14 protein-coding genes and 1 tRNA gene are annotated in these 13405 nt (G+C 70.4%); 5 read left to right on the top strand and 10 right to left on the bottom strand.

Going from position 1 to position 13405, the window contains the following annotated elements:
- Nucleotides 1-334: transposase (locus EP26_RS23770; RefSeq protein WP_043342325.1), on the top strand; the 334-nt coding region annotated here is incomplete at its 5' end.
- Here EP26_RS23770 and EP26_RS23765 read toward each other — a convergent pair.
- From EP26_RS23765 to EP26_RS23755, 3 genes are all read right to left on the bottom strand, one after another.
- Nucleotides 335-1738 (bottom strand): calcium-binding protein, encoded by a 1404-nt coding sequence (locus tag EP26_RS23765; RefSeq protein WP_052389589.1) that lies wholly within the window; start codon nt 1736-1738, stop codon nt 335-337.
- 76 nt (nt 1739-1814) lie between these two features.
- Complete coding sequence (locus EP26_RS23760) at nt 1815-2648, bottom strand: NADPH-dependent oxidoreductase (RefSeq protein WP_043342315.1); 834 nt, start codon at nt 2646-2648, stop codon at nt 1815-1817.
- Nucleotides 2649-2703: 55 nt separating this feature from the next.
- Complete coding sequence (locus EP26_RS23755; RefSeq protein WP_052389588.1) at nt 2704-3687, bottom strand: Bug family tripartite tricarboxylate transporter substrate binding protein; 984 nt, start codon at nt 3685-3687, stop codon at nt 2704-2706.
- Nucleotides 3688-3906: 219 nt separating this feature from the next.
- On the opposite strand from EP26_RS23755, the gene EP26_RS23750 reads away from it, so the two are divergent.
- Both EP26_RS23750 and EP26_RS32360 read left to right on the top strand, forming a co-directional pair.
- The gene (locus EP26_RS23750; protein ID WP_245624493.1) at nt 3907-4623 is read left to right on the top strand and encodes a transglycosylase; all 717 of its coding nucleotides are present in this window, start codon (nt 3907-3909) and stop codon (nt 4621-4623) included.
- A gap of 337 nt (nt 4624-4960) precedes the next feature.
- Entirely contained in the window at nt 4961-5365 is a 405-nt protein-coding gene (locus tag EP26_RS32360) for a response regulator (protein WP_052389587.1), read from the top strand.
- 177 nt (nt 5366-5542) lie between these two features.
- Here the strand turns inward: EP26_RS32360 and EP26_RS23740 are convergent, their stop codons facing one another.
- Nucleotides 5543-5737 (bottom strand): hypothetical protein, encoded by a 195-nt coding sequence (locus EP26_RS23740; protein ID WP_052389586.1) that lies wholly within the window; start codon nt 5735-5737, stop codon nt 5543-5545.
- A 71-nt stretch (nt 5738-5808) separates the two neighbouring features.
- Here EP26_RS23740 and EP26_RS23735 point away from each other — a divergent pair, with 71 nt between their 5' ends.
- Nucleotides 5809-6612, top strand: a complete 804-nt coding sequence (locus tag EP26_RS23735; protein WP_043342314.1) for an SDR family NAD(P)-dependent oxidoreductase — start codon at nt 5809-5811, stop codon at nt 6610-6612.
- Here EP26_RS23735 and EP26_RS23730 read toward each other — a convergent pair.
- The 5 genes from EP26_RS23730 to EP26_RS23710 all read right to left on the bottom strand — a co-directional run bounded on the left by EP26_RS23730 (nt 6609) and on the right by EP26_RS23710 (nt 10713).
- Nucleotides 6609-7211 carry a hypothetical protein gene (locus tag EP26_RS23730; protein ID WP_043342313.1) on the bottom strand — a complete coding sequence of 201 codons (603 nt, stop codon included), beginning with the start codon at nt 7209-7211 and terminating at the stop codon, nt 6609-6611. The genes EP26_RS23735 and EP26_RS23730 overlap by 4 nt on opposite strands.
- 138 nt (nt 7212-7349) lie before the next feature.
- A tRNA-Leu gene (locus EP26_RS23725) sits at nt 7350-7435 on the bottom strand.
- A gap of 50 nt (nt 7436-7485) precedes the next feature.
- Entirely contained in the window at nt 7486-8679 is a 1194-nt protein-coding gene (locus EP26_RS23720; protein WP_245624492.1) for an ABC transporter substrate-binding protein, read from the bottom strand.
- 67 nt (nt 8680-8746) lie between these two features.
- Nucleotides 8747-10210 carry a 4-hydroxyphenylacetate 3-hydroxylase family protein gene (locus EP26_RS23715; protein ID WP_043342311.1) on the bottom strand — a complete coding sequence of 488 codons (1464 nt, stop codon included), beginning with the start codon at nt 10208-10210 and terminating at the stop codon, nt 8747-8749.
- Nucleotides 10207-10713, bottom strand: coding sequence for a MarR family winged helix-turn-helix transcriptional regulator (locus EP26_RS23710; protein ID WP_043342310.1), 507 nt, complete (start codon nt 10711-10713; stop codon nt 10207-10209). The genes EP26_RS23715 and EP26_RS23710 overlap by 4 nt, the downstream gene beginning before the upstream one ends.
- A gap of 232 nt (nt 10714-10945) precedes the next feature.
- Between EP26_RS23710 and EP26_RS23705 the strand changes: the two genes are divergently transcribed.
- Nucleotides 10946-11899, top strand: coding sequence for a Bug family tripartite tricarboxylate transporter substrate binding protein (locus EP26_RS23705; protein WP_169747470.1), 954 nt, complete (start codon nt 10946-10948; stop codon nt 11897-11899).
- Nucleotides 11900-11982: 83 nt separating this feature from the next.
- Here the strand turns inward: EP26_RS23705 and nhaA are convergent, their stop codons facing one another.
- Complete coding sequence (nhaA, locus tag EP26_RS23700) at nt 11983-13176, bottom strand: Na+/H+ antiporter NhaA (protein WP_043342309.1); 1194 nt, start codon at nt 13174-13176, stop codon at nt 11983-11985.
- Between the last annotated feature and the right edge of the window lie 229 nt (nt 13177-13405).

Raw genomic sequence — 13405 nt, 5'->3', positions numbered from 1 at the left:
CACCGCAGCCATGAGCCTGCATCTCGCCGAGATCGCTGCCGCTGTGGCGCCGAACGCGCATGCCGTGCTGCTGCTCGACCAAGCCGGATGGCACCTATCGGACAGGCTCGAGGTACCGCCGAACATCACCCTCATCCCGCTGCCGCCCAAGTGTCCAGAATTGAACCCGGTCGAGAACACCTGGCAGTTCCTGCGGGACAACTGGCTCTCCAACCGCATCTTCCGCTGCTACGACGACATCGTCGACCATTGCTGTCGCGCCTGGAACCGCCTCGTCGAGCAGCCCTGGACTATCATGTCCATCGGACTGCGCGATTGGGCGCATCGGTTCTGATCAGTGGGATTTGGTATAAGTCCCGGCATCCGCCCCGCCGCCATCCGCCCGGCCGAACCAGGCATTGCTGATGCGCAACCGGTCGCCCTCCGCCCGGCTGAAGCCGATGACGGTGTCCATCGCCTCGAGGGAAGACCAGCTCGCCTGCGCCATGCCCTGGAGCAGCAGCGTATCGGACCCTGGCCCGGCCTCCAGCCGATCGGCGCCATCGCCACCCTGCAGGCTGTCATCCCCGTCGCCGCCCCGCAGCCAGTCGTCGCCGGCGCCGCCGATCAGCAGGTCGTTTCCCGCGCCGCCGATCAGCCCGTCATTGCCGCTTCCGCCATCGAGCACATCGATCCCGTCGTCGCCACCGAGCGAATCGTCGCCCTCGCCGCCGACCAGGCTGTCGAAGCCGGTGCCGCCGATGAGGCTGTCATTCCCCTCGCCGCCGAGGAGGGTGTCGTCCCCGTCGAGCCCCGCCAGCACGTCCGCGCCAGCGAAGCCGTGGATACGATCCGCCCCGGCCGTGCCCGTCAGGCTGTCCGCCCCCGGGGTCCCGAGGATGGAGAAGGTCCCGGCGACGAAGCTCCCGGCCCCGATCGCCTGCCCCGTCGACAGGTCGAACCGCACCACGAGGTCGGCATTGCCGAGTAGCCCGTCGCCGTCGAGGTCGAGCAGCAGCCAGCCGCCTGCCGAAAGCCCCGGCTGCCAATAGAGCGTGAGGCCCTTTCCCCCCGTCGCATCCGGCAGCGCCATGCCGGCCACCGGCGCCACCCGCGCCGCCAGCGCCCCGCCGAAGCCGACCGGCAGGCTCGCCCCGCCCGAGAGGCCGAAGCTGCCCGTTGCCAGCGGCAGCAGCCCGGTGCCGATCGCCTCGCCCCGCAGCACCAGCAGGTCGCCGTCATCGGCGCTGAAATCGGTGATGCGGTCGGGGGCGGCGAGGCTGCTGTCGAGCCCGCCGCTGCCTTGCAGGATGAAGCGGTCCGCCCCCGCCCCACCGGTCAGCCGGTCGGCCCCGGCCCCGCCGAGCAGCGTATCAGCGCCATCGCCGCCGAGCAGCGTATCCGCCCCGGCCAGGCCTTGCAGCGCATCCTTCCCCGCCCCGCCGGCAAGGCTGTCATCTCCCGCGCCGCCGACCAGCCCGTCATTCCCGCTGCCCGCGGTGAAGCCCAGATGCTCCACCCCCGTCACGCTGGTCCCGGCGATCTGGCTGACCAGCCCCGGCGCCAGCATGTAGAAGGTGATCGCCGCCGTGCTGGCCGAGCGGTCGATCACCGCCCGGTCATTGCCCGCCCCACCGTCGAGCGTATCGTTCCCCGCGCCGCCGACCAGCAAATCGTCGCCGCCGAGGCCGGCGAGGCTGTCCGCCCCATCCGTCCCCTGCAACAGGTCGGCGCCCGCGGTACCGGTGAGCGTGGCCATGGAACCCCTCGCCGGCCCGCCGCGGATCGGCGCGGCCGGTTACAGGGCTCTACCCGCCTTCCGATTAAGAAACCCCCTACCGCAGCGGAAAGCCGAGCTCCCGCAGCGCCGCCACCAGCCGGTCGCGCCCCGCCATCGCGCGCAGCGTCGCCAAGCGGCCGATGACGCGCCGTGTCCAGCCATCGGGCCCCATGCCGTTGCGGGCGGAGAATTCGCCGAGCACCGCGTCATACCCCGCCCGCCGCGCCGCCTCGCCCTCGCTTGCGTAGCGCTCGCGATGCAACACCACCGCCTGCGGCAGCCGCGGCTTCACCTCGCCCGGGTCGGCCGCGTATCCGACGCAAAGCCCGAAGACGCCGACTGCCCCCGGCGGCAGGCCGAGCAGCCCCGCCACGCGCTGCACGTCGTTCCGCAGCGCCCCGATATAGACGGTCGAGAGGCCCAGCGATTCGGCCGCCACCACCGCATTCTGCGCCGCCAGCGCCGCATCGACGGCGGCGACGAGAAAGCTCTCGAGATAGGGCAGCCCCTCCAGCGTCACGCCCTCGGCCTCGGCGAGCCTGGCGTTGCGCGAGAGATCGGCGATCCAGACGAGGAAGAGCGGGCATTCCCGCACATGCTTCTGCCCGCTGGCCACCTCGGCCATCGCCGCGCGCACCTCCGGGTCCTGCACCGCGACCACCGACCAGGTCTGCAGGTTGGAGGAGGTCGCGGCCGAGGAGGCGGCGGCCACCAGCGTCTCCAGCGTCCCCTCCGGCAGCGGGTCCGGCCGGTAGGCGCGCACCGAGCGATGGCCGAGCATCCCGGCGATGGTCTCGTTCCACGGCCCGGCCGGCAGGATGGCATCGCGGCCATAGCGGGCGGCGAGCGCCTCCGCCTTGCCGGTGGTGGCGGGGGTCAGGCTGTCCATGCGCGGTCTCCGTTTCGCCGCCAAGGTAGTCCGGCGAGGCGGTCCCGCAACCCGCTCAGATCAGCCCCAGCCGCTTCGCCAGCTCTCGGTACAGCGTCACCTGCGCCCACACGTAATCCCGCGTCTCCTCCGGCGAAAGCATCCGGGGGATTGAGCCGACACGCCGGGTCGCTCCAATCCAGCCCTGGTCCTGCCGCAGCCGGGCGAGGGCGGAGGTCCAGGCGCCCACCACCCCGTCCGGCAGGCCGCGCGGGCCGAAGAGCGCGTTCCACCCGGCGATGCGCGCCAGCGGCTCCACCTCCGCCTCGCGCGCCGTCGGCACGCCGGGGAGGGAGGGCAGCCGCTCCGCCGTGCCGACCACGAGCGCGCGCAACTGCTTGTCGGCGATCGCCCCCGCCATGTCGCTGAGGTTGTTGCCGATGAACTGCGCCTGCCCGCCGAGCACCGACGCCACCGCCTCCGCCCCGCCGCGGAAGGGGATGGCGACCCCCGCATCGATCGGCAGGCCGAGGCTGGCGAAGAGATGCCGCACCCCGAGGTCGAGCAGCGTCGCCGGCCCGGTCGTGGCGAAATTCAGCCGCCCCGGCGCCTCACGCAGCGCCCCCGCCAGCTCGCCGAGCGTCCGCCACGGCGCATCGGCCCGCACGCAGAGGACGAAGGGATTTTCGTCCAGCAGGCCGAGCATGGTGAACTCGTCCCAGGCATAGGGCGTACGCGGGTCGGTCGCGGGCAGGATGGCGGAGGAGCCGATGCGCGCCAGCAGCAGCGTCTGCCCGTCCGGCTTGGCCCGCGCCACGGCGCTGGTGCCGACCGCGCCCGAGGCGCCGGTGCGGTTCTCCACCACCAACCCGGCCTGCGGGTTCGGCAGGTAGCGCCCGACATGCGCGGCCAGCGTCCGGCCCGCGATATCGGCCGCGCCGCCGGCGGAGAAGGGCACAACCAGCACCACCGGCCGCTCCGGATAGGTGGTCTCCGCCCATGCTGGCGGAGCGAGCAGGGCGATGCCCGCGGCAAGGCTGCGGCGCGTGAGCTGCGGCATGATGGATCCTCCCGGCGGCAGGAGATTGCAGGCCAAATGGGGCAGCCTCGGGGCCGTGACAGCCCGGGCTTCGATCACGCCGTGTTGCGTGATCCTTCAGGCCCGTGCTAACGCCCACGTATGACGTCCGCGAACGGCACGCCGGCAGGCAACTCCCGGCGACCCTCAGCGGCGTTCCCGCGTGGTGCGCGGGGCGCCCTCCCTTCGGGGGAAAACCGCATGGCAGGAGCCTGGCGGCGGGCGAGTATTGCCCTGGCGATGCTGCTGGCGGCCGCGCCGCTCGCCACCGCCGCCGCCCGGCCTTCTCACAAGCATGCCGCCCATCCCACGGCGGCCGCGCCGCGCCTGCCGGATGCCCCGCAGGAACTCCTGCCTCCCGCCATGGCGACCTCCCTGCCGGGCTCGCCCCGCGCCGCCTGCCTTGCCGCCGCCCGCCGGGCCGAGCGGGTGCATGGCCTGCCGCAGGGCCTGCTCGTGGCCGTCGCCCTCTCCGAGAGCGGGCTGCACGCCCATGCGCTCAATATTGCCGGCCGCTCCTATTTCCCGGAGGACCTGCCGGCCGCCCGCCGCCTTCTGGCCCAGGCGTCAGCCCGGCACAGCGTCATGGCCGGCTGCGTGCAGGTGAATGCCCGGGTGCATGCTCGCGGCTCCGACTGGCCGCTCGACCCGGTGCGTGCGACCGACTGGGCCGGCGGCCTGCTGCGCCGCTGGTACACCGAGACCGGCACCTGGGAGGAGGCGATCCGCCGCTGGCACGGAGGCTCTTCCCCTTCCTCGCAGCGCGTCGTCTGCCGCGTGCGCGCCAAGCTGGAGGTGACGGCCCCCGGTTCCGCCTTACTGCAAGGCCAGCCCTGCCGGGAGACGGAGACGCTGCAGGCCCGCCGCAACGGCGCCACCCTGCTTGAGGTCGCCGAGATGCAGGACCGCGCCGACTAAAACTCCACCATGCGTTACTTCGCTAGACCGAGAAGAAGCTTTGCCGGCGATGTTGTCGCAGGCGAATCATTCACATCCGGCGTCTGTGAAGAAATCAGATAACGCCCAGGCATTGGCGCGATGCCGTTACTTGTGAACCATGATGCAATGTTTACAACCCATGAGGGTGGTGCCAGGGTTTCCTTTGTTCCGTACCAATGCGACTTCAGGGTGACGTGCGCAGTTTCGTGTGCCCTGTAACGCGCTCGTCACAGCGGCACCGGGCAACGGAGCTATCGGTCGGGTCTTCGGTTAATCGGGGGCAAGGAATCCACCGATGCATAGTGACCGATCTGTTTTGTTAATTGTCGAAGATGATTTCCTGGTTCGTCTCACCCTCGTCGATGCCCTGGGCGATATGGGCTTCGAGGTGATCGAAGCAGAGGACGCACGCGCCGCGCTGTCGCTGCTCTGCGACCATCCCGAAATCGACCTCATGCTGACCGACATCAATCTTCCTGGCGGATCGGATGGTTTCGCCCTGGCCCGCGCTGCGCGGGTGATCCGTGCCGGGCTGCCGGTCATCTACGCCTCGGGCCGCTACAACCGGGCGGAGCCGCATCAGCAGGTCGCCGGCTCGCGCTTCATCGCCAAGCCCTTCACGCCGACTTTGGCGGTCGCCGTGATCACCGACCTGCTGCATGGCCAGATGGCGCGCGACCAGCCCCGGCCGGAGCCGGTCGGCCTGGACCGCCGCATGTAAAGAGCTGGATGTGCGATCACTGAAGCGGCCGACTTGCCGCATCGTGGTGATCGTCGCGCGAAGGCCTTCGGTCGGCCTTGGCCTGTTCCCGAAGAAGCGAAGCACCTCTGCGGACTTATCCTGCCCGCGCGGGGTTCGCTGCCCCCTTCCGTCCCATGGGCGGAAGGGGGCAGGGCATCAGTTGACGGCCCGGTCCACCGAGCGACCCAGACGCTCCACCGGCCCACGCGGCGGGTCCACCGTGTCGCGCACGCGCTCCCCGGCCCGGTCGAGGCTCCGCCCGGCACGCTCAGCCGGCCCCTCGCGGTCGCATGCGGCCAGGGTCATGGTCAGCAGGGCGGGAATCAGCAGCAGGCGAAGGGCGGCAATCATGCAATCCTCTGTCTCGGTTACGATCGTGGCTTCATCGCCTGAACGGCACGAAAGTTCATCGAGGAGGAAGGATGCTGGACCTCACGGGTAAGGTGGCCATCGTCACAGGCGCTGGCTCGGTCGGGCCGGGCTGGGGCAACGGCAAGGCGACGGCGGTGCTGCTCGCGCGCCGGGGCGCGCAGGTCTTCGCCATCGACATCGCACCGGAGGCCGTCGCCGAGACGGCGGCGATCATCGCGGGCGAGGGTGGCGCCTGCACCACCCATGTCTGCGACATGCTCGACGCCGCCGCGGTGGAAGCCGCCATCGCCGCATGCCTCGCGCAATACGGCCGCATCGACATCCTGGTGAACAATGTCGGCGGTTCGGCGCCCGGCGGCCCGGTCGACATGCCGGAGGAGGTCTGGGACCGTCAGATCGACTTCAACCTGAAAACACCCTTCCTCGGCTGCAAATACGTGTTGCCCGTGATGGAAGGGCAGGGCGGCGGCGCGATCGTCAACATCTCCTCCGTCGCCGCGCTGCGCATGTCGGCCGGGCGACCGCATGTGGCTTATTCTGCGAGCAAGGCAGGCGTCCTCGCTTTCTCGAAATCCGTCGCCATGGCCTATGCGCGCCGAGGCATTCGCTGCAACACGGTGATCCCCGGGCTGATGCACACGCCGCTGGTCGAGCATCGCCTGGTGCGCCAGCTCGGCGCCAATGACGCGGAGGCGCTGATCGCCCGCCGCCATGCCAGCGTGCCGGTCGGACAGATGGGCAGCGGCTGGGATGTTGCCCATGCCGTGCTCTTCCTCGTCTCCGAGGAGGCGAAATACATCACCGGCGCCGAGTTGGCAGTCGACGGCGGCTTTACCGCCGCCGGACCGGTTTAGGGCCGCAGCGCCTCTGCCGGCGACCAGCCACGCTCCAACCGCTTGCAGAGCCGGCGGTAGTCGATGCCGGTCGCGGCGGCGGCCGCCGCGAGGCTCACCATCCGCCCGCGATAGGGGATGAAATGCCGCGGTGTCCCGCGCCGTGGCGGCGAGTGCTCCCAGGCGCAATTGGCCGGCGAGAAGCCGCGCTGCTCGTTGATCCGCACCAGCCGGTGGTCCGGGCTCGGCCGCTTGCCGAGATCCTCAAGGAAGGCCGCATAGCCGCGCCCGCCGCCGGCCCGCCAGCGGCGGCAGACCGAGGCCTCCTGCTGCCGATGCAGCAGCGCCTGCCAGACATGATATTCTGGCGCCACTCGGCCGCCCGCCTTGCCGCCATGGCGGAACTGCCGCTCGCGCGAGGCATCGTCGCGCAGGCAGCCGCAGCTCAACGTCGTGCCGGCCTTCAACCTGTCTTCCCGCACCGTGGCGCCGCCGCCGCATTCGCAATCGCAGAACCAGCGCCGCCGCGCGAAGCGGCCACGCCAAAAATAGGGGCTGTCCTCATGCGATACCACGAGCCGGCCAAAGCGGAGACCGCTGCGGATCGTACCAGTCGCCATGCCTGCGTTCCCTGCCAAGCTTACTTGTGACGATCTTGGGACACGAGCGGCGAAATCACCCTTCACATGCCACGAAGCGAGCCTGGCTCAAGGAGGGTTGATGTCGGGTTAAGAACGGCTCGGCCGGCGGACCGGACTTGGTAGGGGCGGCCGGACTCGAACCGGCATAGCCTTGCGGCCGGGGGATTTTGAGTCCCCTGTGTCTACCATTCCACCACGCCCCCATAGGGCGCCCATCGGGCACTGGGCCCATAGCACGGGCGCCGCCGCCCCGCTACCGCCGGACGAGTGGGCACTCGCTCTCGGCCAGCGGCCGCGCCGCCACCTCGGCCGGGATGGTGGCGACCGGCTGGTAGTAGTCCCACGGCCCGCGGCTCTCGGCCGGCGACTTCACACGGAACAGGGTGAAGTCCCGCAGCACCCGCCCATCCTCGCGGATGCGTCCCTCCCGCGTCATGAAGTCGTTGATCGGCATGGCGCGCATCTGCGCCGCCACTCTGTCGGCATCGTCCGTCCCCGCCGCCTGGATGGCGCGCAGGTAGTGCAACATCGCGGTATAGACGCCCGCCTGCGGCATGGTCGGCATCTGCCGCATCCGCTCGAGGAAACGCCGCGACCAGGCCCGCGCCTCGTCATTCATGTCCCAGTAGAAGCTCTCCGTCAGCATCAGCCCCTGCGCATCCCGCAAGCCGATCGCATGGATGTCGGTGAGGAAGACCATGATGCCAACCGGCGTCATGCCGCGGAACAGCCCGAAGCTCGCCGCCTGCTTGATCGAGTTCGACAGGTCGCCCCCCGCATTGGCGAAGGCGATCACCTTGGCCCGCGAGGCCTGCGCCTGCAGCAGGAAGGAGGAGAAGTCGGCCGTATTGAGCGGGTGCCGCACCTGCCCGGCCACCCGCCCGCCATTGGCCCGCACCACCGCCCCGGTGTCCCGCTCGAAGGCATGCCCCACCGCATAATCGACGGTGAGGAAGAACCAGCTGTCGCCTCCCTGCCGCAGCACCGCATTGCCGGTGCTCGTCGCCAGCGCATAGCTGTCGAAGGCCCAGTGGATGCCATAGGGCGAGCAGGCTTTGCCCGTCAGGTCGGAGACGGCGGCGGAGCTGAACACCACCAGCCGCTGCTTCTCCCGCGCCACCTGCTGCACGGCGAGCGCTACGCCCGAATTCGGCAGGTCCATGATGACGTCGATGCGGTCCTGGTCGTACCAGCGCCGCGCCAGCGCCGTCCCCACATCAGGCTTGTTCTGGTGGTCGCCGGCCACGACCTCGACCGGCCGCCCCAGCACCTGCCCGCCGAAATCCGCCACCGCCATCCGCGCCGCCTCGACCGAGCCCGGCCCCGCCAGGTCTGCGAAGAGCCAGGTCTGGTCGTTCAGCACGCCGATGCGCACCACATTGTCGCTGAGCTGCGCCCGCGCCGGCAGGGCCGCGGCCAGCGTGGCCGCCAGCAGCCAGAACCCCATCCGCATCGCCCGAACCCCCACTTTCCAGAGAAGCCCGCCGTGTCCGTCGTTCTTGCTTGGGGCGCGGCTATTCCGCCGCCGCCCGAACCTCCGGCCCTTCGCCGGACAGCATCCCCTCCACCATGCCCGCCGCCCGCGCCCAGTCATAGGTGCGGAAGGAATGCCCCTTCGGCACGAAAGGCGCCCCGGCATAGAACAGCTCGTACTGCGCATGGCGCGAGGCGAACTCGCTCCCCACCGCATCCCAGGCGAGGCGGAAGAAGCGCACCCGCTCCTCCGGCCCGACCACCGGCGAGCGCTGCGTCCTGCTGATGATCGCCCGCAGCTCCGGATCGGCGAAATCCTCAAGGCCCGAGGGCAGCATGATCATCCCGCCGCCGGCCAGCTCGCGCAACGTGCTGATGACCTTGCCGTAGAACTGCTGCGTCAGCACCTGCGTCGCATAGAGCAGGTGCCGGTCGGGGATGAAGTAGCGCCCATGGAAGCTGCCCTTCGCCTCCATCCCGGCGACCATGCCCTCGACCATCGCCGCCTCGGCCGCGAGCTGCCCCAGCGCCTCCCGCACCTGCGGGAACCCAAGGGTGCCGTTCACCTCGGCGATCCGCCGCCCGAGCCCGGCGAGGAAGCGCAGCTTCACCATCAGCCGCACCTGCGACTGGTAGTTCTGGTAGACATGCGCCGGCGTCGCATGGAACTGCCTCGCGCACATGGTCGTGTCGCCCGCGACGAAGACGCGCTCCCACGGCACCCGCACATCCTCGAACCACAGCACGGCATCGTTCTCGTCGAAGCGGCTGGCAAGCGGGTTGTCGAAGCCGCTCGGCGCCTCCGCCTCGTAGGATTTACGCGAGAGGATCTTCAGCCCCGGCTGGTTCATCGGAATGGCGAAGGACAGCGCGAAGGCCTCCTCCGCCCCCGCCTGCAAGGGCTGGATGCAGGAGACGAAGACCTCGTTCGCCATGATGGCGCTGGTCGCCAGCATCTTCGCCCCGCGCACGGTGATGCCGCTCGCATCCTGCTCCACCAGCCGCAGCACCAGATCCTCGGCCTGTCCCGCCGCGCCCTGCCCGCGATCGGCCTGCGGGTTGATGATGGCATAGGTCAGGTAAAGATCGTTGTCCCGCGCATAGCGGTAGTAGTCCCGCAGCGCCCCTGCCGCCCGCTCTTCGAAAACCTCCGCCCCCATCACCATGCCGGAGATGCAAGAGGCGACATGGTCCGGCGAGCGGCCGAGGAAGCCGCAATGGCTCTCCGCCCAGCGCTCCAACGCTGCGCGCCGCCCGACCAGCGCCTCCCGGCTCTCCGGCAGCTGCCACATGCGCGAGACCGGCCGCCCGGTATCGGGGCTCTCATAGGTAAGCAACCCGCACAGCGTCGGATCGGCATTGAGGTCGTAGAGCCCCGCCGCCGTTGCCACCGCCTGGCGGAAGGCGGGATGCGCGGTGACATCCGCCACCCGCTCCCCGCGATAGAACAGCGCTCGTCCGTCGCGCAGGCTCTCCAGATGGTCGCGGCCGGTCTTCGGGGTCATGCGGCATCCTCCCGCTCGAGCAAACCCAGCGCCGCATCGCCATCCGCCACCATTCGGGGCAGCAGCGCAGCGAGGCAGCGGAAATCATCGGCCGAGAGGGCGGCGAAGAGCGCATCGTTCACCGGTGCCTGGATCGGCGCCAGCCGCGCCAGCGCCGCCCGCCCTGCCGGGGTAATGGAAAGCACCACGCGCCGCCCGTCGCTCGGATGCGGCCGCTTGCGCACGAAGCCGCCGCGCTGCAGCCGCGCCATCTCGGCGGTGACATGTGCAGTCGAGACATGTAGATGCGCCGCCAGCGCCGCGACCCCCGGCGCCTCCGCCTCCAGCCGGGCGAGGGCGATCAGCAGCGTATAACCCGCCCCCGGCAGCCCGATCCGCGCGGCGAACGCCGCCCGCACCGCCGTCAGCCGGTCGGCGAAGGCGAGGAATTCATGCACGAAGACCCGGAATTCCCGGTCCGTGCCATCAGGCATCAGGGCCTGGCGGGTGACGGTCTGCGCCATGGCGGCTCCGCGAGGTCGCTAATACCAAGTCCCAGTGAGCCCAACCTATTGGCGGCGGCGGGGCGCCCCGCAGCAGCACGCTCCGTCCTTAACCGGGCCGCTTTACTGTATGGGTTCTGATTAACGGGATTTGGTATAAGTAGCTTGGCGACCTCGCGCGCGCTCCAGCAAGCCTTGCCAGGGGCGGGCCCGCATTGTTCAGTCAGCGGTAAGAACGATCGGAGGAAACCCCTTGCCAATCTCACGCCGGGCCTTGCTCACCGCGCCCGCCCTGCTGCCCACCTTGGCCCGCGCCCAGGCACCCTGGCCCGACCGCCCCGTCCGCATCGTTGTCGCCTTCCCCGCCGGCACCGTGACCGACACGCTGATCCGCCATTTGTCGGAGCCGCTGTCGCGCGAGCTCGGCCAGCCCGTCATCGTCGACAACCGCCCGGGCGGCAGCGGCGTCGTCGGCACGGAGAGCGTCGCCCGCTCGGCGCCCGACGGCCTCACTTGGTGCGTGCTGAGCGTCACCAACGGGGCGCTGAACACCTATCTCGTCCCGCGCCTCTCCTACGATCCGCTGAAGGACTTCGCCCCCGTCGGCTACGTCGCCGATACGGCCTATATCCTGGTCGTGCCTGCCGCCAGCCCGGCGCGGGACCTCAAGGGCTTCATCGAGCTGGCGAAGCGCCAGCCGCTCACCTTCAGCTACGGCAATGCCAGCGCCCGCATCGCCTCGGCGATGCTCGCCCGCATGGGCGGTGCGGAGATGACGGCAGTGCCCTATCGCGGTGGGCCGGAGGCGCTGACCGATGTCATCGCCGGCCGCATCGACAGCACCTTCACCGATTTCGCCGCCGGCATGCCGCAGGTGAAGGAGGGGAAGGTGAGGGCGCTCGCCGTTACCTCGCCCCAGGCCTTCGCCCTCGCGCCGGATATTCCCCCGGTGGCGAGCCTGCTGCCGGGCTATGCCGTCTCCGCCTGGTTCGGCATGGGCCTGCCCGCCGCGACGCCGGCGCCGATCGTGACGCGCGCCAACGCGGCGATGAACGCCGCCCTGGCCGATCCTGGCTTCATCGAGAAGGTCGGCCGCCTCGGCTATGTCCCGCGCGGCTCGACGCCTGGGGAATTCCACGCTTTCCTCCGCGGCCAGATCGAGGAAATGACCGTGCGGGCGAAGGAAGCCGGGCTGGAGCCCGGCTGAGAACGCCCCGCGAAGCCGCTGCGCGGCTTCGCGGTGGCCCCGGATGGCCGCTCGGTGAAGGCCAGCCCCAACCGATCGTCCAATCAGTCCGCCCGCCGCGGTGCCGCCCTGAGCACCGCCGCCCCGAGCAGCCCCGCCAGCACTGAGCCGGTGAGGATGCCGATCTTCACCTCCGCCTGCAGCAGCGGCTCGCCCTCGAAGGCGAGCATGCCGATGAAGAGGCTCATGGTGAAGCCGATGCCGCAGAGCAGCGCCGTCCCGAGCAGGTGCCACCAGTTCGCGTCCACCGGCATATCCGCCCAGCCGAGCCGGATCGCCGCCCCCGCCGCGCCGAAGACGCCGATCAGCTTCCCCACCAGCAGGCCGAGCGCGACGCCGAGGGTCAGCGGGTCGAGCAAGGCCTCCATCGTCAGCCCGGCGAAGGAAACGCCGGCATTGGCGAAGCCGAAGACCGGCACGATGAGGAAGGCAACCGGCAGGTGCAGCGCATGTTCCAGCCGGTGCAGCGGCGACGCGGCCAGGTCGTCCGCCCCGCCCGGCCGGTTCCGCAGCGGGATGGTGAGGGCGAGCACCACGCCGGCCACCGTCGCATGCACGCCCGAGCGCAGCGTCAGCCACCACAGCACCGCGCCGAGCAGGAGATAGGGCAGGAGCCGGCACACCCCCGCCCGATTCAGTCCGACCAGCACGAGCGAGACGAGCCCGGCGAGGCCCAGATAAGGGAGGGCGATCTCGCCCGTGTAGAAGACTGCGATGATGGCGACCGCCCCGAGGTCGTCGAGGATGGCGAGCGCGGTGAGGAAGATGCGCAGCGAGGCCGGTACCCGGCTGCCGAGCAGCGCCAGCACCCCGAGCGCGAAGGCGATGTCGGTCGCCGCCGGGATGGCCCAGCCCCGCAGCGTCGTCGCATTCCCCGCATTGAAGGCGACATAGATCAATGCCGGCACCGCCATCCCGCCCGCCGCCGCGATGCCGGGCAGGATGCGCCTGCCCCAGCCGGCGAGCTGCCCGTCCAGCATCTCCCGCTTGATCTCGAGCCCGACCAGCAGGAAGAACACCGCCATCAGCGCGTCGTTGATCCAGTGCAGCAGGCTGAGCGGCCCGACATAGCTCTCCAGCGCACCGAAATAGACCGGCGCCGCCGCCGAATTGGCGAGGATGAGGGCGAGCACCGCCGCCGCCATCAGCACCAGCCCGCCCGAGGCGCTGTTGTGCAGGAAGTCCCGCAGCAGCGAGCGGGCGCGGCGCGAGGCGGGCCTCACGGGCATGTCCGGCATGGCAGGGCTCCTTCCGCTTCAGCGATGCGGGGCCGTGCTGCCGAATTCATGGAGAAAAGGCAATGCAGCCCGGCTGACATCCCCGCCAGCCGCAGGGGTGGCACCGCCATTGCATCGCCGATGGCCAGGCACAGCGTATGGCCCCGGCGACACAAGCACGGGCCTGCGCGCAGGGCCGTCTTGCTGTAAGCGGTCCCCAGCCGTCCCACCCAGGACCCGGATATCCCCC

Source organism: Belnapia moabensis DSM 16746 (genome assembly GCF_000745835.1).
GTDB classification, from domain to species: Bacteria; Pseudomonadota; Alphaproteobacteria; order Acetobacterales; family Acetobacteraceae; genus Belnapia; species Belnapia moabensis.
The sequence above is the reverse complement of the archived record's forward strand: the minus strand, read 5'-3'. Positions and strand labels throughout refer to the sequence as shown.